23 protein-coding genes are annotated in these 23028 nt (G+C 55.4%); 18 read left to right on the top strand and 5 right to left on the bottom strand.

Annotation, left to right across the window (positions count from 1 at the left end):
* Positions 1-9 precede the first annotated feature (9 nt).
* The 5 genes from AB4Y96_RS22480 to galE all read left to right on the top strand — a co-directional run bounded on the left by AB4Y96_RS22480 (position 10) and on the right by galE (position 6745).
* Positions 10-792, top strand: a complete 783-nt coding sequence (locus AB4Y96_RS22480) for a hypothetical protein (RefSeq protein WP_441920023.1) — start codon at positions 10-12, stop codon at positions 790-792.
* A 10-nt stretch (positions 793-802) separates the two neighbouring features.
* Positions 803-3046, top strand: a complete 2244-nt coding sequence (locus AB4Y96_RS22475) for a hypothetical protein (RefSeq protein WP_441920021.1) — start codon at positions 803-805, stop codon at positions 3044-3046.
* A complete protein-coding gene (locus AB4Y96_RS22470; RefSeq protein WP_441920019.1) occupies positions 3043-4371 on the top strand; it encodes a glycosyltransferase family 4 protein in 1329 nt (442 codons plus the stop codon). Before AB4Y96_RS22475 ends, AB4Y96_RS22470 begins: the two co-directional genes overlap by 4 nt.
* Positions 4372-4409: 38 nt before the next feature.
* Positions 4410-5597 carry a polysaccharide pyruvyl transferase family protein gene (locus tag AB4Y96_RS22465; protein ID WP_441920017.1) on the top strand — a complete coding sequence of 396 codons (1188 nt, stop codon included), beginning with the start codon at positions 4410-4412 and terminating at the stop codon, positions 5595-5597.
* Between the two features lie 128 nt (positions 5598-5725).
* Positions 5726-6745 (top strand): UDP-glucose 4-epimerase GalE, encoded by a 1020-nt coding sequence (gene galE / locus AB4Y96_RS22460; protein ID WP_441920016.1) that lies wholly within the window; start codon positions 5726-5728, stop codon positions 6743-6745.
* A 55-nt stretch (positions 6746-6800) separates the two neighbouring features.
* On the opposite strand, the gene pcaF is transcribed toward galE, so the two are convergent.
* Genes pcaF through AB4Y96_RS22445 form a run of 3 tightly spaced genes read right to left on the bottom strand, consistent with a single transcriptional unit; the run spans position 6801 to position 9651 of the window.
* On the bottom strand, positions 6801-8006 hold the full coding sequence (gene pcaF, locus AB4Y96_RS22455; protein ID WP_441920014.1) for a 3-oxoadipyl-CoA thiolase: 1206 nt from the start codon (positions 8004-8006) through the stop codon (positions 6801-6803).
* Positions 8006-8779: a CoA-transferase subunit beta gene (locus AB4Y96_RS22450; protein ID WP_441920012.1), complete on the bottom strand. Its 774-nt coding sequence runs from the start codon at positions 8777-8779 to the stop codon at positions 8006-8008. The genes pcaF and AB4Y96_RS22450 overlap by 1 nt, the downstream gene beginning before the upstream one ends.
* An 11-nt stretch (positions 8780-8790) precedes the next feature.
* On the bottom strand, positions 8791-9651 hold the full coding sequence (locus AB4Y96_RS22445; protein WP_441920010.1) for a CoA transferase subunit A: 861 nt from the start codon (positions 9649-9651) through the stop codon (positions 8791-8793).
* A 182-nt stretch (positions 9652-9833) separates the two neighbouring features.
* On the opposite strand from AB4Y96_RS22445, the gene AB4Y96_RS22440 reads away from it, so the two are divergent.
* Positions 9834-10589 carry an IclR family transcriptional regulator gene (locus tag AB4Y96_RS22440; RefSeq protein ID WP_441920008.1) on the top strand — a complete coding sequence of 252 codons (756 nt, stop codon included), beginning with the start codon at positions 9834-9836 and terminating at the stop codon, positions 10587-10589.
* Positions 10590-10600: 11 nt separating this feature from the next.
* Here the strand turns inward: AB4Y96_RS22440 and AB4Y96_RS22435 are convergent, their stop codons facing one another.
* Positions 10601-11473 (bottom strand): helix-turn-helix domain-containing protein, encoded by an 873-nt coding sequence (locus AB4Y96_RS22435; RefSeq protein ID WP_441920006.1) that lies wholly within the window; start codon positions 11471-11473, stop codon positions 10601-10603.
* A gap of 112 nt (positions 11474-11585) precedes the next feature.
* On the opposite strand from AB4Y96_RS22435, the gene pobA reads away from it, so the two are divergent.
* Positions 11586-12758, top strand: coding sequence for a 4-hydroxybenzoate 3-monooxygenase (gene pobA / locus AB4Y96_RS22430; RefSeq protein ID WP_441920004.1), 1173 nt, complete (start codon positions 11586-11588; stop codon positions 12756-12758).
* A 1-nt stretch (position 12759) separates the two neighbouring features.
* Here pobA and pcaQ read toward each other — a convergent pair whose 3' ends face one another.
* Entirely contained in the window at positions 12760-13680 is a 921-nt protein-coding gene (gene pcaQ, locus AB4Y96_RS22425; protein ID WP_441920003.1) for a pca operon transcription factor PcaQ, read from the bottom strand.
* A gap of 101 nt (positions 13681-13781) precedes the next feature.
* On the opposite strand from pcaQ, the gene pcaD reads away from it, so the two are divergent.
* The 11 genes from pcaD (at position 13782) to AB4Y96_RS22370 (ending at position 23025) form a co-directional block, all read left to right on the top strand.
* The gene (pcaD, locus tag AB4Y96_RS22420; protein WP_441920001.1) at positions 13782-14588 is read left to right on the top strand and encodes a 3-oxoadipate enol-lactonase; all 807 of its coding nucleotides are present in this window, start codon (positions 13782-13784) and stop codon (positions 14586-14588) included.
* A complete protein-coding gene (pcaC, locus tag AB4Y96_RS22415) occupies positions 14585-14989 on the top strand; it encodes a 4-carboxymuconolactone decarboxylase (protein ID WP_112529414.1) in 405 nt (134 codons plus the stop codon). The genes pcaD and pcaC overlap by 4 nt, the downstream gene beginning before the upstream one ends.
* A 12-nt stretch (positions 14990-15001) precedes the next feature.
* Positions 15002-15742, top strand: coding sequence for a protocatechuate 3,4-dioxygenase subunit beta (gene pcaH, locus AB4Y96_RS22410; RefSeq protein ID WP_441919999.1), 741 nt, complete (start codon positions 15002-15004; stop codon positions 15740-15742).
* Positions 15742-16356: a protocatechuate 3,4-dioxygenase subunit alpha gene (gene pcaG / locus AB4Y96_RS22405; protein ID WP_441919997.1), complete on the top strand. Its 615-nt coding sequence runs from the start codon at positions 15742-15744 to the stop codon at positions 16354-16356. Before pcaH ends, pcaG begins: the two co-directional genes overlap by 1 nt.
* A gap of 21 nt (positions 16357-16377) precedes the next feature.
* The gene (locus AB4Y96_RS22400) at positions 16378-17451 is read left to right on the top strand and encodes a 3-carboxy-cis,cis-muconate cycloisomerase (RefSeq protein WP_441919995.1); all 1074 of its coding nucleotides are present in this window, start codon (positions 16378-16380) and stop codon (positions 17449-17451) included.
* A gap of 130 nt (positions 17452-17581) precedes the next feature.
* Positions 17582-18754 (top strand): ABC transporter substrate-binding protein, encoded by a 1173-nt coding sequence (locus tag AB4Y96_RS22395; protein WP_441919994.1) that lies wholly within the window; start codon positions 17582-17584, stop codon positions 18752-18754.
* 58 nt (positions 18755-18812) lie between these two features.
* A complete protein-coding gene (locus AB4Y96_RS22390; protein ID WP_091886314.1) occupies positions 18813-19676 on the top strand; it encodes a branched-chain amino acid ABC transporter permease in 864 nt (287 codons plus the stop codon).
* A gap of 1 nt (position 19677) precedes the next feature.
* The gene (locus AB4Y96_RS22385) at positions 19678-20685 is read left to right on the top strand and encodes a branched-chain amino acid ABC transporter permease (protein WP_441919992.1); all 1008 of its coding nucleotides are present in this window, start codon (positions 19678-19680) and stop codon (positions 20683-20685) included.
* Positions 20682-21446: an ABC transporter ATP-binding protein gene (locus AB4Y96_RS22380; RefSeq protein WP_091886236.1), complete on the top strand. Its 765-nt coding sequence runs from the start codon at positions 20682-20684 to the stop codon at positions 21444-21446. Before AB4Y96_RS22385 ends, AB4Y96_RS22380 begins: the two co-directional genes overlap by 4 nt.
* Entirely contained in the window at positions 21427-22146 is a 720-nt protein-coding gene (locus AB4Y96_RS22375; RefSeq protein ID WP_441919990.1) for an ABC transporter ATP-binding protein, read from the top strand. The genes AB4Y96_RS22380 and AB4Y96_RS22375 overlap by 20 nt, the downstream gene beginning before the upstream one ends.
* Positions 22147-22215: 69 nt before the next feature.
* Positions 22216-23025, top strand: coding sequence for an alpha/beta fold hydrolase (locus AB4Y96_RS22370; protein WP_441919988.1), 810 nt, complete (start codon positions 22216-22218; stop codon positions 23023-23025).
* The last annotated feature ends 3 nt before the right edge of the window (positions 23026-23028 follow it).

Here is a 23028-nt window from a genome sequence, read left to right as displayed (position 1 = left end):
AGGTATATCATGTCTATAGTGACAAAAGTGTCGGCACAGTCTTCTGTAAAGCCGACAACCGCCCCGGAACAGGATAACACCAAACAAGTGCAGCCTGAGCCAGCGAAAATAGAACCGATCAAAGGGCGTGTCGACGCTGTTGATGACGGTCGTCTCTACGGATGGGCCTTTGATCCGGCGGCACCGGACGTGAGATTGACCATTCGCGTGATGCTTGATGGTAAGCCTATTGCCGAAGCAACTGCTGACAAGGACCGGCCCGACCTGAAGCGCAATGGGATTGGTGATGGTATCCATGCCTTTGATGTGATGCTGCCGCAATTTGCCTCGATGCGGGCAGGTGAACTGGTTGTTATAGCAATCAGTGGCGCAGGCGTAGAGCAGTCGTTGCGCGTTCCAAAGCCCGACGAACAGGCGGCGGAAGCGCTCATTGCGGCACCAATGACGCGTATCCTCGACAAGCTTGATATGYTGATGGCAGCGCAGCGCCAATTACAGGTGAACCAACGCTCCCTGCAACGGCCGTCACAAACCATTGACGGGGGAGGCACGCCCTCCGACCTTGGCGATGTCAGCAATTCGCTTGAGGGTCTGCGCAGCGATGTCAATCAACGCATGACAGAGCTCGACGTGCATCTCATGCGGATGGATGGTGTTGTGGCGGGATTGGAAACGCGCATAGAACTTCTGCACAAGCGCGCCGGTGGTGACACCAAACCATTATTTCTGTTGTTGTTCGTCCTGGTGGGATTTGTTACGGGCGCTCTCCTGACGCTTGGGGCTCTCCGTTGAGGGTGTTGAGATGACACGCGACGAAAAAACCCTGCTGCCTGTACCCAAAACCGGTAAAGCGCCGGAGCGCAATTCCATTGTCATGGAAGGCGAAATGGTTGTGGGTTGCCCGGTAGAGGATACGCTGGTGCTGGTCCTCGGTATCGGCAGCAACACCTCTGATCAGGTGACGGTTTTCCTCAATGGTGACCCCGCCATGAGCGTCAAGGTAACGCTCATCACTTGGCCACTGAAGGCACCCTCGCCAGCGGGTACACATGGTTTTGTTGCCATTGTTCCAACCACTGTTTTACGCCGCGGTCAGCTGAAAACGATCATGTTTCAGCACAAGGCAAAGGTGGCGCGATATTCGTTTGCTGCACGAGCCGCCACTGTTGGTGATCTGGCAGCCATGATGGCCGATCTCGCAGGGTCCAATTTGCCCGGCGCCATTGACGGGCTTGTTGAAGGATTAATTTCCGGCCCGATTGGCCGCAAAAAGCTTGCGGCTATCACCGTACTGTTACAGGCTGGCGCGCGATCCGATGGCATCATCGAATTGATCGGCGGGAGTGATGAAGGTGAGATTTTTGTGCAGGGTTGGGCGCAGGATCTGACGCCTTCCGTTACGCGGCTTCTGATTAGTGGCCGTTCGCCTTCCCTTGCGGAATGTTCAATCGGCGTCTTTGCACGGCCCGACGTGAGTGAACAGGCATCTGGCTTCGCTGGGCTGCTGCTTGCCAATGAACCTGTTGCGCCAAATGACATCGAGCGTCTGTTGTTTCGCGGACGCCGGGGCTGGCGCTTTATTGAGGTCTATGACCGGCGTCTGCTTGTTGGCTCGCGTGAAACACCCAGCCATGTCAGGGCTATTTTGCCGAACATGCGCAGTTCGACGGAGATTCTTCTTCGCCTGCGTTCGGCGGCTAACCGTTTTGATGGCACGGAGACAATATCCAGCCTGCCCTTCCCGGTTCGGATGGGCATCGATAACGTGTTTCGTGTCGAAGGCAGCGGCCTTCTGGTTTCCGGTTGGCTACTCGACCCGGATAACCACGTGCAGTCGGTCAAGCTGCGTCGCCACCGCGGCGAAACCCAGCTTGATAGCAACTGGACGCGAGTAGACCGGCCCGATGTGACTAGGGAATTTGACAACCAACCACCATTCAATGCCGGACTCGACCCCAATCGTCATGCGCATGGGTTCGTGGCTTTCGCTCCGGAACTTGCAGGTGACAGCACGGCTCCCTTCTATATTGAACTTGAGTTGAGCGATGCACGCCGGGCCTTCATGCCCTTGACGCCGACACGGATTACGTCACGTGATGCGGTTGTCAGGCAAATTCGCGCCATTGACCCCAATGCATGGGCGCTGCGTCATATCGTTGATCAGCAACTCGTGCCATTGCTTCGCGGTGTCAGCCGTCCGCCTCCGGAGATTTTCGGCGTCGTTGATCTTGGTGCCTTTGAAGACGCTGAAGGACCGGCGCTTATTATTGGTGTGGATGAACGCGTGGAAGAGATTGGTCCTCTTCTTGCCCTGCTCGCACTTGATCCCGGTACACGGAAAGCGCCGATTGTTGTGGCTGCTGCAACGGAAATCGTTGACCGTATCGGCGTTCAGATTCGCAGATTAGCTGATTTCTATGGCCTGCGCGTCCGGCTGGTATCCGCAAGCGGCTCGGAAGATCTCTACGATGCACTGGAGGTGGGTGCGCGGGCGGTTTCGACCGAGAGCGTTGTCTTTCTCGCCGCATCGCTTTTACCCCGCAGTTCCGGCTGGTTCCAGAAATTGCTGGCCGCCTATGATGCGCGCAAGGAATGCGTGCTATCTCCAACTCTCGCCTATGAAGATGATTCCATCCGCTGGGCCGGAACATGGGTGGCAGGAGCCCAGTCCGATCGCGCCTTGATCAGCCGTTATGCCGGATACCCCATTGATGCTGTGGCTGGAATGGGAATAACAGAGGTGGCAACAGCAACCTTCGAGTGCTGCATCCTGCCACGCAATGCGCTGTTCTCAGTCAACGGGTTCACGCGTGGCTATCTTGGAACGCATGAGAAGGGCCTCGATCTTGGCCTCAAACTCAAACAGTCGGGTTTGCGTTCCTATTGGCTGCCATCGGCCCAGATGTTGGGTTCTGATGATATATCCGTATCTGACAAGGCCTCAACCATTGCTCTGATCGAGCGGATTGATCGGCAGGTCTTTGACGCACGATGGGCCAACAATGTCTCCAATAAACGCGGTGCTTCCACAGAGGAAACGGCATGAGCGAACAGCTTCGGGTTCTGGTGATTTCCCATGCTCATCCGAGTATCTCACTCGGGGGCGGGGAAATCGCATCTTACAATCTGCACAAGGGGCTTAACAGTCTGGCCGGTGTCCAGTCTGTCTATCTTGCACGAGCCGGTCATCCGATTCCGCGCCATGGTACGACTGCGTTGATGAGCATGCGCCGCAGCAGCGACGAAATCCTGTTTCATGCGGATGAATATGATCACTTCTATCTGTCAAACAACAACACCGATGAAATCCGGCGCGATCTCCTGCGCTTTGTCCGGGACCTCAATCCGCATGTGGTGCACTTTCACCATGTGCTCGGTCTTGGGTTGGAGACGCTCTATGCCATTCGCGAAGCGATGCCGGATACGGCCATTCTGGTGACGTTCCACGAATATTTGTCGATCTGCAACAATGACGGGCAGATGGTGAAGGCAGGCTCGGCAAAGCTTTGCAACGAGGCTTCACCCATCGATTGTCATGCCTGTTTCCCCGATATTCCTCCGGCGCGTTTCCTCAAGCGGGAACGTTTCATCCGCGGTATGCTTGAACTTGCCGATGCCTTCGTTGCGCCGAGTGATTTTCTGGCGGAGAGATATAAGGAATGGGGCCTCGATCCTGCAAAGCTGACCGTCATTGAGAATGGCATTGCCATCGACAACATAACGCCGCCGCGGGAGCTGTCGGGACCAAGGCCCCGGCGCAACCGCTTTGCCTATTTTGGACAGGTCACGCCTTTCAAGGGTATCGACGTGCTTATTGATGCTGTATCGCGCGTGCCCGAGGAAAGCTGGGGCGAAGATTCACGCCTGATGATCTTTGGCGGCAATCTTGAGAAACAACCGCGTGAATTCCAGGATCGCATGCAGAAGCTGATTGAGGAAGCCGGACCGCGCGTGCGCTTCTATGGCGCCTATCAGAATGCGGAGATGCCGCGCCTCATGCAATCGGTCGACTGGGTGGTTATGCCCTCCATCTGGTGGGAGAATTCGCCTATTGTCATTCAGGAGGCCCTGCACCATCGCCGTCCGGTTATCTGCTCCAATATTGGTGGTATGGCGGAGAAAATTCGTGATGGACTCGATGGCTTGCATTTCCGCGTTCGCAGCGCTGAAGATCTGGCCGATCGTTTCACAGAAGTGCTAAGCGACTCCTCGATTTGGGATCGCCTGCATCAGACCATCCGAAATCCCCTGAACTATATTGACTGTGCTCAAGAACATCTTGCTCTCTACGGTGAATTGCTTAAACCTACCCGGCAGCAGTCGCTTAACGTAGCTGCAAGAACTGACGTTGTTCTTTCCCAAGCAAGCTGAAGTTACCCAGCTTTCATCGCCAAAAGAAGGAATACCTCATGGCACGCGTCCTCGTACTGATCCCCGCCGGTGAAGTATACGATCATGATAATGTGCGCTGGTACAAGCACAGTGACATTCAGCGCAGTATTGATCACTACCACAACATTGGCGACGCTTTCGTTTTCGAATCGTCACTGAAACTGTTGAACTACGATAAGGTCGGCGAGCTTCCCATCGTTAATCCGCTGATGGAGAAGATTGATCAACTGCGCGAGGAATATGACTATGTCATCCTGCGCGGGTCCAACTACATCAACAAGGAAATGAACTGGCGAGACACAATCCCGGTTCTCAAGCGGTTGGGATTGCCGGTTATCGCTTTTGGCGTTGGTGCTCAGGCGCCGGTCAAAGGTCAGCTGGAGCTCTCGGAAGAATCCAAGGCGGTTTGGCGTCTCATTGCCGATTCCACCACGTCCATCGGCGTGCGAGGTGCCTATTCGGCGCAGGTTCTCAATGATATCGGCATCAAGAATGTGCGGATCATTGGTTGCCCCACGGCTTTCCGCCGGAACAACCAGCATCTGCGCATTAAATTGCCTGATCTGGATACGGTAAAAAAGGTTGGTGTGACTGTCCGCCGCGAAGTGTCGCCAACCTATGCGCAGGATATCCAGCGCTATCTGACCCTGCACCGTGAACTCATCAAGCAAATGGCCAAACGCTTTGACATTACCCTGATGGCGCAGGGTGAAGTGGAAGAGAAGAAGATGGTTTTCGGCACTGATGAGCAGAAGGAACAGGCGATTGCCTCGTTGAAGGGAAACCGCTGGGTCTCCGACTGGTATTTCGATGAAGCAATCGAAAAGCTCTATCGCGAGCGCATGTACTATTCCGATGTAGTTGCTGATTACGAAAAGCTGGTGCGGTCGCATCAACTGGTGCTTGGCTACCGATTGCACGGCAATCTCATGGCTTTGGCCAATGGTATTCCGTCGATCTATTTCACCTATGACAGCCGCACCGTCGAATTCGCCGAGACCTACAAGATTCCGAGTTATGACGTGTTCAGTGACAAGCCATTCAGGCTGGAGGATTACTGGGATCAGTCGCTGTTTGATAAATACAACCGCGCCTGGTTCGAGACCTATGGCGAGATGAATGTTTTCCTGACTGAAAACAATGTCGATCATAAAATGACTGAAACGGGCAGACGTGCAACGGACGCCGCTCGCTGGGTCGCATAACGAATAGCAGCACAATTTCCTTGGGAGGAAAACAAACCGTAGGACAGGAGGTATAACAACTATTGTCGAATTGGCACAAGCCGCTCCATCACATAGATATCTCCAACAAAATTGCAGGAGTTCCTCCCATGACTGTTCTCGTTTCTGGTGGCGCCGGCTATATCGGCAGTCACATGGTGCTTGCCCTCAAGGATGCTGGCCGATCGGTGCTGGTGCTTGATGATTTGAGCTGTGGTTTCGCTTGGCTGGTGCCGGATGATGTACCGTTTGTGCAGGGCGATATCGGCGATCAGGCACTGGTGCGCGATCTGATCCGTCGACACAATGTTACTGCGATCCTGCATTTTGCCGGATCAATCGTCGTGCCGGATTCGGTGAAGGACCCGCTTTATTACTATCGCAACAATACGGTGCAATCGCGGGCTCTGATTGAGGCAGTCATTGCCGAAGGCATCAAGCATTTTATTTTCTCATCGACGGCTGCCATCTACGGCGAACCGGAGCGCACGCCGATCACCGAGGACATGCCGCATCAGCCAATCTCGCCCTACGGCACATCCAAGTTGATGACCGAATGGATGCTTCGCGATGCCGCTGTTGCCCATCCGGAATTCAACTATGTGGCGCTGCGTTATTTCAACGTGGCAGGTGCCGATCCACAATTGCGTTCGGGTCAGTCGTTCCCGCGCGCCACACATCTTATCAAGATTGCCAGTCAGGCCGCGACCGGTGAACGCTCGCATATTGAGGTTTACGGTACGGATTATCCGACCGCCGATGGCACCTGCATCCGTGATTACATTCACGTCAGCGATCTGGCACAGGCCCATCTCTGCGCGCTGAATTATCTGGAGGCAGGTGGAACCAGTACGTCAGCCAATTGCGGTTATGGCTATGGTTATTCAGTGCTTGAGATCATTGATGCGGTCAAACGCGTGTCGGGTGTTGATTTCGAGGTTCGGACGGCACCGCGCCGTGCCGGCGATCCCGCTGTTCTTGTTGCGGGTAACGAGCGTGTGCGGACACTGTTCGGCTTTGAGCCCAAGCGTGCTGACCTCGACCTTATCGTTGGCGATGCTTTGGCCTGGGAACGGCAGCTTGCCATTCTAAAAACTCTGGAACAGTCGGAATCCCGGATCGCCGTCTGATCAAAATCTGCTAAGCGGTGATTATGCCGGGCTAAGTGCCCGGCATAATGCTTTATCAGGCACGTTCAAGCGCGACAGCGATACCCTGACCGACACCGATGCACATGGTGGCAAGGGCGCGTTTTGCGCCTCTGATACCAAGCTCCAATGCTGCCGTCCCGGCGATGCGCGCGCCGGACATGCCAAGGGGATGACCAAGTGCAATCGCACCGCCATTCGGATTGATATAATCGGCATCGTCGGCAAGCCCGAGTTCGCGCAGAGTGGCAAGGCCCTGCGAGGCGAAGGCTTCGTTGAGTTCGATCACATCGAAATCCTGTGGTGTTAGGCCAAGCCGCGCGCAGAGTTTGCGCGTTGCTGCAACCGGGCCAATACCCATGATGCGTGGTGGAACACCAGCGGTTGCGCCGCCGACGATCCGGGCGATGGGAGTGAGGCCGTATTTCTTTATGGCAGCTTCGGAAGCAATGATCAGAGCGGCTGCGCCGTCATTAACGCCTGATGCATTCCCCGCGGTTACCGATCCGCCCTTGCGGAATGGGGTCGGCAATTTAGTCAGTTGTTCAAGTGTCGTCTGCGGGCGGGGATGTTCGTCGCGATCCACGGTTATCGCGTCGCCTTTGCGTTGGGGAATAATCACAGGAGTTATCTCGCGACCGAGCCGACCGCTGTCCATGGCAACTCCTGCCCTTTGCTGCGACCGTACCGCAAAAGCGTCCTGATCGGCCCGCGAGACGTTGTAATCCTCGGCAACGTTCTCGCCAGTCTCCGGCATGGAGTCGATGCCATATTGCTGCTGCATCAGCGGGTTGATGAAGCGCCAACCAATGGTTGTGTCGTGAATTTCCGCATGGCGCGAAAAAGCCCCTTCAGCCTTCGGTAAAACGAATGGCGCACGCGACATGGATTCAACACCGCCCGCAATGGCTATTTCCATTTCTCCGGCCTTGATCGCCCGCGCCGCTGCGATAACCGCATCCATACCCGAGCCGCACAGGCGGTTCATCGTCGTACCCGGTACGCCTACCGGTAGTCCGGCAAGAAGCAGGGACATGCGCGCGACGTTGCGGTTGTCCTCGCCTGCCTGATTGGCGCAGCCATAAAAGACTTCGCCGATGGCTTCCCAGTCAACGGAACCGTTCCGCTGTATCAATGCTTTCAGCGGGATGGCACCGAGATCATCCGGTCGAACCGAGGACAACGCCCCGCCAAAACGGCCGATGGGCGTGCGGATATAATCACAAATAAAGGCTTCGGACATCAGGCTGCCTCATGCGCTCGTTTCGTGCGTGCGTTGATATCGCGCAGCACTGAGAGTTCGGTTTCAGTGGGAACGGGTGTTTCGACGGTCTCTTTAGCAAACCGAACAGGCCACCCGCAATTCTCTTCAATCTGCCCGCGCGTCACACCTTGGTGGATGGATACTACGGTCAACTCCTTCGTGGCCGGGTCCGGTTCGAAAATGCAAAGATCCGTAATGACACGGGTTGGACCCTTGGTTTTCATTCCAAGTCGCGCGCGATGATCGCCGCCTTCGCCATGGCCCATGGACGTTATGAAATCCAGATGGTCGACAAAACCACGATTGGTCAGCGCCATGGTGATATAAATCTGGCCGCAATTGCTGGCAATTTCCGGGGCACCGCCACCACCGGGCAGCCGTACCTTCGGCGTATCATAGGGACCGACGACAGTGGTGTTGAGATTGGCAAAGCGATCTATCTGCGCTCCGCCGAGAAACCCTGTGGTAATACGCCCGCCCTGCAGCCAGTAACGAAACATTTCCGGCACCGAAACGGTAAACAGCGCGGTATCGCAAAGCTCGCCATCGCCAATGGAGAGCGGCAATACATCCGGTTTGGTGCCGATCGTGCCGCTTTCATAGATCAGGGTGATATCGGGCGCATGGGTGAGCCGTGCCACATTGCAGGCAGCTGAAGGCGCACCAATTCCGACAAAGCAGACATCATCATTGGTGAGCGCACGGGCAGCAGCAATGGTCATCATTTCAGTGGGTGTGAAATCCTGCGTCATGATCCGGTTCCTTACGCCGCATTTGCCGCATGCCTGACGGCATGGCGGGCAAAATCTTCGGGCTTGCCGGCAAGGACATTCTCCTTGATCCAAGCCGTGAAACTCTCGCGATCACGCGCGATCTTGTCCCACGCAATGTAAAAAGCATTGGAGCGTGGGTAGTAGCCATGGGCATAGGATGGAAAAGCGCCGCCCGGTACATGTACGACTGCACTGATAGCCCAATGGGGCAAGACGACTGCATTGGGTGATGGCGGGTTCAACTCGTTGACGATTTCCTCGACTGTCACGATGGAGCGGCGGGCGGCAAGCACTGCTTCCTTCTGCACTCCGGTAATGCCCTCGATCAGCACATTGCCTTGCCGGTCGGCACGCTGCGCATGGATGATCGATACGTCAGGACGAATGGACGGAACAGCGGCGAGCACCTCGCCTGTAAAGGGACATGTGATGGACTTGATGTTGGGATTGACCTTGGCAAGGTCGGCGCCGATATAACCGCGCAAAATGGCAAAAGGCAGATTGGCAGCGCCTGCTTCATAGGCGTTGGCCATGGCTGCATGGGAATGTTCCTCGATGGCAAGCGGCCGCGGCCATTGGTTTTCGACCGCATCACGGAAGCGGTGCAATGAACCCACACCGGGATTACCACCCCAGGAAAACTTCATACCGCGAGCCGCACCAACACCGATCAACTGATCATAGATAAGGTCCGGCGTCATGCGAACAAGAAAGAGGTCCTTGCGGCCCTGCCGGATAATCTCGTGGCCAGCCGCATAGGGAATGAGGTGGGTAAACCCCTCCATGGCAAGTGTGTCGCCATCCCTGACATTGTCCTCAATCGCTTCGGAAAGCGTACAGATTTTCGCCACGTCTCTCTCCCTGCTTGGTCACCGACCGACGAACATGCGCCGATGTCTGATGCAAACCTCCATCTGCACCAATGGCGTAGTCCCGTCAGGTTCGGCACGTCAATGTATTTTGTGCGTTATTTGACATTTGTTCGTATATCGCACAATCTATCCGAAAATCCCCATAAATTAGGTTGAAATGAATGCGCGAAACCGATTTCATCAGTGGCTTTGCCAAAGGACTTTCTGTCATTGAAGCTTTTGATGCGGTCAATTCTCGCCTGTCGATCACGGATATTGCGCGGATGACCGGGTTGGAACGGGCCACGGCACGCCGCTGCCTTCTGACCCTCACCCAGCTTGGCTATGCGGATTATGACGGCAAGTTTTTCACTCTGACGCCGCGTATCCTGCGCCTCGGCCATTCCTACCTCTCATCCACGCCCCTACCCCGGTTGATGCAACCATTTCTGGACCAGCTTTCCGAAAAAACCGGCGAAAGCGCATCTGCCTCGGTGCTCGACGGCAACGAGATTGTCTATATCGCTCGCGCTTCGCATAAGCGTGTCATGTCGATTAATCTCAATCCGGGTAGCCGCCTCCCGGCTTACTGCTCTTCAATGGGCCGGGTTCTTCTGGCGGCGATGAGCGATGACGAGGCGCGGCGTATTCTTGAGGATAGCAACCGCACGGCAAATACACCGCGTACGAAAACGTCAGTTCCGGAATTGATGGACGAAGTGCGCAAAGTCCGCTTGCAGGGCTATGCGGTGATCGATCAGGAGTTGGAGATTGGCCTTTGTTCCATCGCTGTTCCGGTGCGCAACACACGCGGCATCACCATCGCCGCCATCAATATCGGCGCTCAGGCACCGCGCGTTACGGTCGAAGAAATGGTCGAGCGATACCTGCCTGTGATGCAATCAACACGAGATACGATAGCTGGAGTTTTGGTATAGGTGCAGTTGAACTAAACAACCATTCTGGCGCTTTGTTCGGTGCGGTATTGTCGCGGTGTCCTGCCCGTCTCCTTAGTGAAAAATCGTGTGAAATAGGCAGGGTCGGCAAAGCCCAGATCATAAGCAATCTGTTTGATGCTGGCCGAAGTGAACACCAGATCGCGTTTCGCCTGATCGACAAGACGGCCCGCAAGTAAGCCATTGGTGCTTTGTCCCGTCGCAGCCTTGACGATACGGTTGAGATGCGTTGCCGATAAGCCAAGATGCGCAGCGTAGAATTCCGCAGGATGATGATTGCGGAAATGCTGATTGACCAATGTTTGCAATAGTTTCAGACGGTCTCCTGTTCCGTCACTGGTGTTGGGGTGTTGAGGGGGTGTCATCCGCACAGCCAAAAGCACAATTGTCTTGAGATACGACTCCACGAGATCATCGTGAAAAGCGCTGCCTGATATCAGTTCCGCGCTCAGACGCTCGATACTTTGCGTAAGAAAGATTGTGTCCGCGTGACCAGATGTCAGCGAGATCAATCTTGGCTGTGTCCCGGCATCGCAAACGGGGCGCCCGGAAGAGCCAAAACGCGAGGCGAGCATCGTCATCACAATGCCGTCCATATTCCGCGAAAATCGAAAGCCGTGCTCGCATTTCGGTGGCACGGTGATCATAACAGGCGGGCATATGGGATGGCTTTGAGAACCAAAGACGGCGTCGCCGGTGCCGCCACGAAAGTACAAAATCTGAAAGAATGCATCGTGACGGTGGGTCTTGATTTCCCAGTTATGTAATTGGCTTCTTGAGGCAATTGTCTCCCAATGCAGCCAGAAGTCGGGCCGTTTCGGATGATTCTCCCCGTAAAGATCATAGGTTGGTACTGCTCCCCGCATCGGTTCCTCCCGCCACCAATGTTCAGATTGTCCTGTTTTTTGCCGGATAAGTCCATTGTTCATATGCTTACCGACGCTAGCCTTACGCGCATATTTCATGCTGGGAGGCATCATGCGTACGCAAGTGGCTATCATTGGGTCCGGGCCCGCCGGGCTTTTGCTCGGTCAACTCCTGACCCGGGCGGGCATCGACAACATCATCCTCGACCGGGCGAGCAAGGACTATATTCTCGGCCGTGTTCGCGCCGGAGTGTTGGAGGAAGGCACGGTTCGACTGCTGGATGACGCGGGAGCCAGCACGCGCTTGCGTGCAGAAGGTCTGCCGCATGATGGGTTTTCACTGGCCTTCGATGGGCGCAACCATCGTATTGATCTTTTCGACCTGACTGGTGGCAAGCGGGTTACGGTCTATGGCCAGACTGAAATGACCCGCGACCTCATGCAACAACGTGCAGAGAGTGGGGCGCTGGCGATCCACGAGGCAGACAATGTTGCCATCCATAATTTTGATACGAACAAGCCGTTTGTCACCTTCGAGAAAGATGGAAAGGCTGATCGCATCGATTGCGATTTTATTGCCGGATGTGATGGCTTTCATGGCATCAGCCGCCGTTCGGTACCCGAGAAGGCTATCCGGACATTTGAACGCAACTATCCTTTCGGCTGGCTGGGTGTTCTCGCCGATGTGCCGCCCGTCGCACACGAACTGATCTATGCCAATCACTCACGAGGGTTCGCACTTTGCTCGATGCGTTCCATGAGCCGCAGCCGCTACTACGTCCAGTGTCCACTTGATGACAAAGTGGAGAACTGGTCGGACGACCGGTTCTGGGATGAGTTACGGCGCAGACTGCCCGAAGAAGATGCGGCGGCTGTGACAATGGGACCTTCGTTCGAAAAGTCCATTGCTCCGCTTCGCTCATTTGTTGCTGAACCCATGGGCTTCGGGCGCCTGTTTCTGGCTGGCGATGCTGCTCATATTGTGCCGCCGACGGGGGCAAAGGGGCTCAATCTTGCAGCAAGTGATGTACACTATCTGTTTGCGGGTTTGCGTGAATATTACGCGGATCAGAGTATGGCCGGTCTTGATGACTATTCACGCCGTGCGCTTTTACGCGTGTGGAAAGCCGTGCGCTTCTCCTGGTCGATGACGATGCTGATGCACCGCTTTCCCGATAGCGACGCGTTCGTACAGAAAATTCAGGAGGCCGAACTCGATTATCTTACCCATTCCCGCGCAGCTTCGACAGCACTGGCCGAGAACTATGTGGGACTGCCTTTTTAGGCTAGCCTTTGAGCGCGTCTGCTGCCTCGCGGATCGTCTGCATCAGGATCATCAGCGGCAGTGAGGCAGTAACATCGGCGCGGGTGGTGAGACCAACTGGCCCTTTTGTTTCGGTGGTATCGATCGGCAGGAGTGCAAGCATACCGTCTGCAACGTCGCTGGCAACCACCCCGGCTGAGATGATCCACACGGCATGATGGGAGCGCACAAAGGCTCTGCCGAAAGCGTCGGAAACCGTCTCGATCTGGTGCGGAAGTTTGGCGACGCCGTTGGCAATAAGAAACCGGTCGACGAAAGGCCTGATGATGGATGCGCGTGTCGGCATAAGCACCGGGAACTCGGCCAGTCTGTTGAAAATGTCCTCGCTGGCATCAAGCAAAGGATGGTGTGCACTTACGGCAAAAACCACCTGCTCAGAATAAAGATGTTCGAAGGAAAAGCCGGTCATCTTCTCCGGCGCAGCCAATCGGCCAACCACAAGGTCGAGATCGCCCAGCCGCAATTGTTCGAGCAGAACGGCGTTTTCTCCGGTGACGATTTTCAATCTGCTCTGGGTCTTTTCCTGCAGGAACAGGCTGATGGCCTGCGGCATGATGCGGGTTGAAACCGTTGGCAAGGCACCCATCCGAATGGGGATACCCTCCCCTGATTGCTCGTTGGTGACGGAATCGATGCCTTGCCGCAGCGCGGTAATCGCCGCTCCCGCATAGCGCAAAAATACTTCACCGAACCGTGTGATACGGATGCCACGACCATCACGCTCAAACATGGCAACACCGAGTACCTCTTCCATTTCACGAATGGTTTTGGTTACAGCGGGCTGGCTGATATGTAGAATCGCTGCTGCCTTCATCACGCTTTTCTGGCGGGCGACTTCGAGAAAGGTTTGTAGGTGGCGGAACTTGATGCGGCCATCAATCATGTGTTTTCATAACCCCAGGGTTAAGCGAATGCGGCAAGATATCATTTTACTGAACCAAATACATAATCCATTGTCCAGATAAGTCATCCGGGAGGGTTTCGGTGCAATTTGCTCATATCAATGGCGTCACGCTGCATTATCAGTTGATCAGTGCGCCCGCAGGTAAACCTGTGCTGGTTTTCGCCAATTCACTTGGAACGGATTTTCGCATCTGGCGGGATGTGATTATCCGGCTCGTCGGTGAGTTCGCCATTGTCACTTATGATATGCGCGGCCATGGTCTGTCGGATACTGGCAGCACGCCTTATACCATTGACGATCATGTCGGGGATTTGGCTGGCTTGCTGGATTATCTTTCCGTCAAGGATGCGGTCATTTGCGGCCTGTCGGTCGGCGGGCTTGTGGCGCAGGGCCTTTATGCGACGCGGCCGGAATTGGTGCAGGCACTGATCCTGTGCGATACAGCGCACAAGATTGGCACAGCGGAATTCTGGAATGCGCGTATTGATGCGGTGAATGAAAGCGGTATCGCTTCAATTGCCGATAGTATTTTGCAACGCTGGTTCACATCGGCTTTTCATAACGAGCGCGCCAATGATCTCGCAGGCTATCGCAACATGGTCGTTCGCCAGCCAGTGAGTGGCTATAGCGGCACCTGTGCTGCTCTGCGTGATGCGGATTTCACCGAAGCGGCAAAACGCATTGCTGTGCCTGCAATCTGCGTTGTTGGCGATCAGGACGGCTCGACCCCACCCGATCTGGTGCTTGAGCTTGCAAAACTTATTCCACGGGCACGTTACGAAGTCATCAAGGATGCAGGTCATATTCCCTGCGTCGAACAACCGGAAATGCTGGTTGCGGTGATGCGAGCCTTTATTGACGAATTCAAGCTTGGAGGAAAATCATGACGGACGCGGCTACCCCTTCACACCGGTATCTGCAGGGCATGGCGACACGCCGGATTGTTCTGGGTGAAGAGCATGTCAACCGGGTGGAAACCACCAAGACCGGATTTGATCAGCCTTTTCAGGACCTGATCACGGAAGCGGCTTGGGGCCATGTCTGGTCCCGTCCCGGCTGGACAAAGCGCGAGCGGTCGATTGTCACAATCGCGCTTCTGGCAGCGCTGGGGCAGGACGACGAATTGACCATGCATATCCGCGCTACTGCCAATACAGGCGCGACCCAGGATGATATTTGCGAGGCACTGTTGCACGTTGCAATTTATGCGGGTGTTCCAGCGGCAAATCATGCGATCAAGCTGGCAAAGCAGGTCTATAAGGAACTGGAAGCCGAGCAGGCAGCGTGACGGGAGGCAGCAATGTCCAACAGAAAACCGGAAACCGGTGCATTCTTCCAGCGCGACAGGCAATGGCATCCGCCTGCCTATACGCCTGATTATAAGACAAGTATTGTCCGCTCGCCGCAGCGGGCTCTGCTGTCGTTGGACAATACACTGTCTGAGATCACCGGCCCCGTGTTCGGCCATTCGCTGCTCGGCGAGCTTGATGATGATTTGATCCATAATTTTGCCAAACCGGGTGAAAGCGCCATCGGCCAGCGTATCATCGTGCATGGCCGTGTGGTGGATGAGCGCGGCGTCGGCGTGGCCAGTGCTTTACTCGAATTCTGGCAGGCAAATGCTGGTGGACGTTACCGCCATAAACGCGAAGGCTACCTTGCGCCGCTTGATCCGAACTTCGGCGGCTGTGGGAGGACGATCACGGATGAAGATGGCTATTATCGTTTTCGCACCGTCAAGCCCGGTGCATATCCTTGGCCCAATGGTGTGAATGACTGGCGCCCCGCCCATATCCATTTCTCGGTTTTCGGTCATGGATTTGCCCAGCGGTTGATCACGCAGATGTATTTCGAAGGCGATCCGATGATCTGGCAATGCCCAATCGTCAAATCGATCCCTGATAAAGCGGCAATCGAGCAGTTGATTGCCGCGCTTGACCGGCAGAACACCATCCCCATGGATGCACGGGCCTACAAGTTTGATATCGTGTTGCGTGGCCGCCGCTCCACGCTGTTTGAGAACCGTCTGGAGGGCAATTGATGGTGCAGTCTCTGGGCTTTCTCAAGGAAACACCGTCGCAGACGGCCGGTCCCTATGTGCATATTGGCTGCACGCCAAATTTCTCCGGGATCACTGGCGTTTATGAGGCTGACCTTGGTGCCTCCATGGTCAATGACCAGACGTTTGGTGAGCGCGTTACCCTGCGCGGTCGTATTTTTGACGGTACGGGTACGCCGCTGCGCGATGCGCTTGTCGAAGTCTGGCAGGCGGATGCCAAAGGCCTCTACAACAGTCCGTCGGAAATGCGCGGCGCGGCAGACGCAAATTTTAGCGGATGGGGCCGTTGCCCGACGGATATTGAAACCGGCGAGTATATTTTTGAGACAATCAAGCCCGGACGTGTGCCCTACAAAGACGGGCGGTTGATGGCGCCGCATGTGACGCTATGGATCGTGGCACGCGGTATCAATATCGGTTTGCAAACCCGTCTTTATTTTGCCGATGAGGAAGCCGCAAATGCGGAAGATCCGGTGCTTCAGCGGATCGAGCATCGCAATCGTGTGCCAACGCTTCTCGCCCGCAAGGATGGTTCGACCTATCACTTCGATATCCGTCTGCAGGGGGAGAAAGAAACTGTCTTCTTCGATATCTAAGATATCCGGGATATCTGACCGATGAGTATTTCGCCCTTCGATCATCCATTCCTATCTGGCCTTCTCGGCAACGAGGCGGCAACGGACTGGTTTTCAGCGCGTGTCGAAATCGCCGCCATGCTTGATTTCGAGACGGCATTGGCTCAGGCACAAGCGGGCGAAGGCGTAATTGCCGGTGAAGCCGCACATGTCATTGCAAGTGCCTGTCAGTCTTTCGCACCTGACATGGCAGCCTTGAAAGCAGCCACTGCACGCGATGGCGTTGTTGTGCCGGAACTCATACGCCAGCTCCGTGCGACAATTCCAGAAGCACATCGCAACGCGCTGCATTTCGGCACAACCAGTCAGGATGTCATTGATACGAGCCTGATGATCCGTTTGAAGCCGGTGCTCTCTCATCTGGATAGTGGCCTCGGCGATATAATCACCGGGCTCAATCGCATTGATACTGCGTTCGGAGGCAATAGTCTGATGGGATATACGCGTATGCAAGCGGCAATTCCCATCACCGCACATGATCGTATCGAAGCGTGGCGCGAACCGCTCCTGCGCGATAAACAGCGGCTGGCGTTTCTCAAGCAGTCCTTTCCTGTCGTTCAATTTGGCGGCGCTGCTGGCACGCTGGAAAAGCTTGGCGGTAAGGCGGATGCGGTTCGCGAACGGCTTGCGGCAGCGCTCGGCCTGCATAATGCGCCGCAATGGCACAGCCAACGGGATCGTATCGCCGATTTTGCCGGTCTGCTCTCGCTTGTCACGGGAAGTCTGGGGAAAATCGGGCAGGATATCGCGTTGCTCGCACAATCCGGTAGCGAGATCAGCCTCAGTGGCGGCGGTGGTTCATCGGCCATGCCGCACAAGCAAAATCCGGTTCAGGCGGAACTGCTTGTCACGCTTGCGCGCTATAACGCCGTTCAGCTTTCCGGCATGCATCAGGCGCTTGTACATGAACAGGAACGATCAGGGTCCGCATGGACGCTTGAATGGTTGATCCTGCCATCCATGGTCACCGCGGCCGCCAATTCTTTGCGGACAACGATCAGCTTGTTGTCTTCCATAGAGAGACTGGGGAACAGCGCCGTTTCCGGAGAATCATAACTTGGCGATTATGCAAAGGCGCATAGTTTTCATTTTACATTACCAACTGGTGTGAGACATTGAACGAAACATTCCAAACGGACCAGATGGGAGAAATAATCTGGCCGGCAGGGGATCAAAGGGAGGAATGATGAAAAAGCTTATTCTGGCTGCAGCGGCAGCCATTCTGCTCAGCGGTGCTGCCTATGCGGATGTGATCAAAATTGGTGTGGTCGGCCCATTCTCGGGCCCGTTCGCCATTCAGGGCAAGAACTTCAAGGCTGGCATTGACGCCTATATTGCCACGCACGGCAACAAGATCGGCAATGACACAATCGAAGTGCTTTATCGCGATGTGCCACAAGCTGATCCAGCCCAATCAAAGGCGTTGGCGCAGGAACTGGTGGTCAAGGAAGGCGTGCAATATCTTGCGGGCTTCTATTTCACCCCTGATGCCATGGCGGTAACGCCGCTTTTACAGCAGGCGAATGTGCCACTCGTGGTGATGAACGCCGCTACATCAGCCATTGTCACCAAGAGCCCCTATGTGGTGCGCACGTCGTTCACCACATGGCAGACCTCAGCCCCTATGGCCAAGATCGCGCGTGAGCGCGGTGTCGAGAAGGCGATCACCGTGGTCAGTGATTATGGTCCGGGTGTCGATGCGGAAAACGCTTTCAAAACCACTTTCGAAAAGGAAGGTGGCAAGGTTGTCGAATCCATCCGCATGCCGCTGTCGACCAATGATTTCAGCCCGATCATGCAGCGCGTGCGCAATTCCGGTGCGCAGGCTGTCTTTGCCTTTCTGCCATCGGGCCCAACGACGCTCGGTTTCGTCAAAGCCTATAATGAGAATGGCCTGAAGGAAGCCGGCGTTCAGTTTCTCGCACCTGGTGACCTGACGCAGGAATCCGATTTGCCCGCGCTCGGCGATGCGGCGCTCGGTATTCTTACGACGTTCCACTACGCCATTGCGCATGACTCGCCCGAAAACCGGGCTTTTGTCGAGGCAGCACGCAAAGCCATCGGCAATCCGGCAGAACTGTCTTTCCCTTCGGTGGGTGCCTATGACGGTATGCATGTCATTTACAAGATGATCGAAGCCACAGGCGGCAAGCAGGATGCCAAAAAAGCTGTTGATGCGGTGAAGGGCCTCGCCTGGGAAAGCCCACGCGGTCCCGTGTCTATCGATCCGGAAACCCGGCATATCACGCAGAATATCTATCTGCGCGAAGTCGCCAAGGGCAGCGATGGTGCCTATTACAACAAGGAGATCAAGACCTTTGAAAAGCAGCCGGACCCCGGTCTGGCAGCGGCAAAGTAGTTTTGATTGATGAATGGCCCGGAGCGGTAACAGCGCCGGTTTCAACCGGGATGATTTGATGCAGGTTTTCTTCAGCATTGGTGTTGACGCGCTTGCCTATGGGATGGTGCTTTTCATCATTTCCATCGGCTTGTCCGTAACCATGGGGTTGATGCGGGTCGTCAATCTTGCCCATGGCGCTTTTGCAATGATCGGCGGCTATATTGCCTCCTATGCGGCTCGCGATCTGGGTCTGCCCTATGGTTTTGCCATTATTCTGGCTGTCATCGGTACAATCATTATCGCCATCCCGCTGGAGCGCTTCCTTTATCGCCGCATCTATGGCGCGCCGGAACTGACACAGGTGCTGATGACAATCGGCATTACGTTCTGTGTCATCGGCCTTGCCAATTATGTCTTCGGTCCGACATTGAAAACCATCCCACTGCCCGCTGAGTTGCAAGGGCCTGTTAATCTCGGTTTCCGTACTATCGCGGCACACAAACTTTTTGCCATTGGCTGCGGTGTTGTCGTCGCGCTCGGCCTGTGGTTTCTCATCGAGCGCACGTCATTCGGTGTCAAGTTGCGCGCTTCGGTTGATAACACCGCCATGGCCGCCTCGCTTGGAGTCCGCACGCGTATTGTCTATGCGGCAAGCTTTGCCCTTGCGGTTGGCCTTGCCGCTTTTGGTGGTGTCATCGGCGCGGAACTTCTGCCAGTCGAACCCTATTATGCGCTGCGCTATATGGTGACCTTCCTTGTTGTTGTCTCGGTTGGCGGTGCAGGTTCCATTCCGGGCGCGCTCATTGCCTGCCTGCTGCTCGGTGCCATCGACACAACGGGACGTTACCTCGTCCCTGAATATGGCGAGTTTTTCTTCTATCTTGCAGTGATCGCCATTGTCTGGGTCTTCCCGCGTGGACTTCTCGGGAGGGCCAAGTGATATGAGCGCTACCGAAATCTCTGCTCCTTTTGAACAGGCAAAACCAATGCGCCGCCCTTGGCAGCGTGATCTGGCAGGCGTTCTTATTATCGGCGTCGCTGCCGTTGCTGGCTATTTCCTGTTCCCTGACAATCTGGCGCTGCTCACGCGCATCATCGCGATTATGCTGCTGGTTCTGTCGCTTGATCTCGTCACGGGCTATTGCGGTGTTGCCACGCTTGGCCATGCAGCACTTTTCGGTGCCGGAGCCTATGCGGCTGGTATTGCTGCTGTTACTTTCGGCATCACAGAACCACTCAGCATGGTTGCCATCGGGGCGGTAGCGGGCGCTGTTGCGGGCCTTGTCTCAGGTGTCGTTATCCTGCGCGGTCACGGACTGGCTCAACTGGTCCTGTCCATCGCGGTTATTCATCTTTTCCACGAAGCAGCCAACAAAGCCTCTACCTATACGGGTGGCAGCGATGGTCTTTCCGGCATTGCGCCCGATCCGGTCTTCGGTCTCTTTGCCTTCGACCTCTGGGGGCGGACGGCCTATGTGTTCGGTATTGTTCTGCTGATCCTTGTTTTTGTCCTGCTGCGTATCCTTGTCCGCTCACCCTTTGGCATGCTGTGCCGCGGCATCCGCCAAGATCCAATCCGGGTGAGCGCTATGGGGGCATCGGTCAAGGCAAGCTTGATCAAGATGTATGTGATTTCGGGTGCCGTTGCTGGCGTAGGCGGAGCGCTCAATGCGGTCTCGACCCAGGTCGTTGGGCTGGACAGCCTGAGTTTCACCAATTCAGCCGAAGCGCTGGTTATGCTGGTGCTGGGCGGTGCGGGTTCGCTCTATGGTGCCTTGGTCGGGACCATTGTCTTTATGTGGTTCGAACATGTGGTGTCCGCCGCCAACCCGTTCCATTGGCTGACCATTGTTGGTGCATTGCTGATTGCCGTCGTGCTCTTCGCGCCAAAGGGTCTTTATGGCACGGCAGTAACCCTCATGAAACGTTTCATCGGGAGCCGTCAATGAGTGCGATCTTTGAAGTCGAGCGGCTGAAAAAATCCTTTGGCGGGTTGGATGTTACGAAGGACGTTTCGCTGTCCATGGCAAAAGGTGACCGGATTGCGCTGATTGGTCCCAACGGTGCGGGGAAAACCACTTTCGTCAATCTGGTAACCGGGCATTTGCAGCCAAATTCCGGCCGGGTGTTGATGGATGGTGAGGACATATCCAAGTTCAACCCGATGCGGCGTGTGAAGGCGGGTCTTGTGCGTTCGTTTCAGGTTACGCGGCTGTTTTCGGAAATGACGCCGGAAGAGCATGTGGCACTTGCCATCTTGCAGCGCGAAGGCAAGTCCGGGCGTTTGGCGGGGAATTTCCATGCCATGCCGCAGGTGATGCGCGAAATGGGTTCTATCCTTGAAACACTCAATCTCGGTACGCTCGCCACTGTGCCGGTGGGTGAGATCGCCTATGGGCAGCAACGCCTCTTGGAAATCGCCCTCGCGATGGCATTGCGGCCAAAAGTATTGCTGTTGGACGAGCCAGCGGCAGGAGTGCCGCATAGCGATACATTCCTGATTGAAAACGCTCTTGCGCAACTGCCAGATGATCTCGCGGTGCTGATGATCGAGCACGACATGGACCTTGTGTTCCGTTTTGCCAAACGGGTTGTGGTGCTGGCTGCCGGAGAAATCATCTTCGATGGTTCGCCGCGCGCGGTAACCGATGATGCGCGGGTGCGCGAAGCCTATCTGGGGAGCTATGCCCATGCCAGCAGCGCAGCTTGAAGTCAAAAACCTCAGCGCGGGTTATGGCCCGACGCGCGTCATTGAAAACATCACCTTCACCGCCGAGGCGGGATCCCGCGTTGCCGTGCTCGGTCGTAATGGCGTTGGCAAGACAACATTGTTTGCCACGCTTGCAGGGCAGACAAAGCGCTACGAAGGAACCATCAAACTCGGCGATAGCGATCTGACTGCTCTGGAAAGCGCCGCCCGCGCCCGGAACGGTCTCGGCTTCGTTCCGCAGTCACGCGCCATTTTTCCATCGCTGACGGTGGAGGAAAATCTGTTTGTCGGGCTGAAAGGCAGGCCGCGCAGTGCATTGCAGGAAGCCTATGACATGTTCCCACGGCTTTATGAACGACGGGCAAATTCCGGTTCAAAGCTTTCGGGCGGCGAACAACAGATGCTATCGACGGCGCGGACCATTCTTGGCCGTCCTTCCCTGCTTTTGCTGGACGAGCCACTGGAAGGACTTGCCCCTGTCATCTGCGAGGAACTCATGGCGGCATTTTCGCGCCTTGCCTCCAGCGGCGAAATGACAATTCTGCTGGTCGAACAACGTATTCAAAGTGCGCTGGAATTTGCCGAACGTGTCATTATTCTCGAGCGCGGCCGCATTGTCTGGGACGGTTCATCCGATCAACTATCGAAGGACAGGGATACGGTTGATCAATTGCTTGGTGTCGCAAGTCTCGCCCACTGAAATATTTCCCTTATTGCAAGTGTCGTCAGGCGCTGTTTGAATCTTGTTCCTCAGCAAGGACCAATCAGAATGGAAACACACGATGACGATCTGAAGAACTTTGAGGCTCATGGCGCGGCGCCTTTGCAAGTGACATCAGATCAAGGCTATGTCGAACACGATGGTGCCAGGATTTGGTATGCTTCCTATGGGGCAGGTGCTCCGGTAATCCTGCTGCATGGTGGCCTCGGCCATGGTGGCAACTGGGGCTACCAGATTCCTGCACTCACCAGTTCCGGCTATCGTGCCGTCGTTATTGACAGTCGGGGACACGGCCGCAGCACATGCGATTCACGGCCTTACACCTATGAATTGATGGCATCTGATGCTTTGGCTGTTATGGATGTGCTGCATTTGCAGGAAGCGGCTTTCGTGGGTTGGAGCGACGGCGCGTGCATCGCTCTTGTCCTTGCGTCAAAAGCACCTGATCGTGTGGATGGCGTTTTCTTCTTCGGCTGCAATATGGACCCGAGCGGTACCAAAGAGTTTGTATTTACTCCGGTTGTCGAACGATGTTTTGCTCGCCACACTAAGGATTATGCCGAACTTTCTACTACGCCTGATGCCTTTCAACCATTCGTTGATGCTGTCAGCCTGATGATGGGGACGGAACCAAATTACACGGCTGAGGATTTGGCGGCTATTCGCGTGCCTGTCACGATTGTGCAGAGCGAGCATGATGAATTCATCAAGCCGGAACATGCAGAATACCTTGCCCGCAGCATTCCGGGGGCAGCGCTAATCACCCTCCCCGGCGTGAGCCATTTCGCGCCGCTGCAAAGGCCGAAATTGTTCAATAATGCTGTGCTCGCCTTCCTCAAGGGGATCAATCAGCGCTGAACA

This window comes from Phyllobacterium sp. TAF24 (assembly GCF_052113785.1).
Classification (GTDB): Bacteria; Pseudomonadota; Alphaproteobacteria; order Rhizobiales; family Rhizobiaceae; genus Phyllobacterium.
This window is presented reverse-complemented; position numbering and strand designations above follow the sequence as displayed.

What these genes read in the sequence shown, in the direction of transcription:
- pcaQ (WP_441920003.1), bottom strand. Translation starts at nt 13,680, where the DNA reads ATGATTGATGGCCGCATCAAGTTCCGCCACCTACAAACCTTTCTCGAA.
- AB4Y96_RS22475 (WP_441920021.1), top strand. Translation starts at nt 803, where the DNA reads ATGACACGCGACGAAAAAACCCTGCTGCCTGTACCCAAAACCGGTAAA.
- AB4Y96_RS22385 (WP_441919992.1), top strand. Translation starts at nt 19,678, where the DNA reads ATGAGCGCTACCGAAATCTCTGCTCCTTTTGAACAGGCAAAACCAATG.
- AB4Y96_RS22465 (WP_441920017.1), top strand. Translation starts at nt 4,410, where the DNA reads ATGGCACGCGTCCTCGTACTGATCCCCGCCGGTGAAGTATACGATCAT.
- pcaC (WP_112529414.1), top strand. Translation starts at nt 14,585, where the DNA reads ATGACGGACGCGGCTACCCCTTCACACCGGTATCTGCAGGGCATGGCG.
- galE (WP_441920016.1), top strand. Translation starts at nt 5,726, where the DNA reads ATGACTGTTCTCGTTTCTGGTGGCGCCGGCTATATCGGCAGTCACATG.
- AB4Y96_RS22400 (WP_441919995.1), top strand. Translation starts at nt 16,378, where the DNA reads ATGAGTATTTCGCCCTTCGATCATCCATTCCTATCTGGCCTTCTCGGC.
- pobA (WP_441920004.1), top strand. Translation starts at nt 11,586, where the DNA reads ATGCGTACGCAAGTGGCTATCATTGGGTCCGGGCCCGCCGGGCTTTTG.
- AB4Y96_RS22440 (WP_441920008.1), top strand. Translation starts at nt 9,834, where the DNA reads ATGCGCGAAACCGATTTCATCAGTGGCTTTGCCAAAGGACTTTCTGTC.
- AB4Y96_RS22375 (WP_441919990.1), top strand. Translation starts at nt 21,427, where the DNA reads ATGCCAGCAGCGCAGCTTGAAGTCAAAAACCTCAGCGCGGGTTATGGC.
- AB4Y96_RS22380 (WP_091886236.1), top strand. Translation starts at nt 20,682, where the DNA reads ATGAGTGCGATCTTTGAAGTCGAGCGGCTGAAAAAATCCTTTGGCGGG.
- pcaF (WP_441920014.1), bottom strand. Translation starts at nt 8,006, where the DNA reads ATGTCCGAAGCCTTTATTTGTGATTATATCCGCACGCCCATCGGCCGT.
- AB4Y96_RS22390 (WP_091886314.1), top strand. Translation starts at nt 18,813, where the DNA reads ATGCAGGTTTTCTTCAGCATTGGTGTTGACGCGCTTGCCTATGGGATG.
- AB4Y96_RS22395 (WP_441919994.1), top strand. Translation starts at nt 17,582, where the DNA reads ATGAAAAAGCTTATTCTGGCTGCAGCGGCAGCCATTCTGCTCAGCGGT.
- pcaH (WP_441919999.1), top strand. Translation starts at nt 15,002, where the DNA reads ATGTCCAACAGAAAACCGGAAACCGGTGCATTCTTCCAGCGCGACAGG.
- AB4Y96_RS22435 (WP_441920006.1), bottom strand. Translation starts at nt 11,473, where the DNA reads ATGCGGGGAGCAGTACCAACCTATGATCTTTACGGGGAGAATCATCCG.
- pcaG (WP_441919997.1), top strand. Translation starts at nt 15,742, where the DNA reads ATGGTGCAGTCTCTGGGCTTTCTCAAGGAAACACCGTCGCAGACGGCC.
- AB4Y96_RS22370 (WP_441919988.1), top strand. Translation starts at nt 22,216, where the DNA reads ATGGAAACACACGATGACGATCTGAAGAACTTTGAGGCTCATGGCGCG.
- AB4Y96_RS22450 (WP_441920012.1), bottom strand. Translation starts at nt 8,779, where the DNA reads ATGACGCAGGATTTCACACCCACTGAAATGATGACCATTGCTGCTGCC.
- AB4Y96_RS22470 (WP_441920019.1), top strand. Translation starts at nt 3,043, where the DNA reads ATGAGCGAACAGCTTCGGGTTCTGGTGATTTCCCATGCTCATCCGAGT.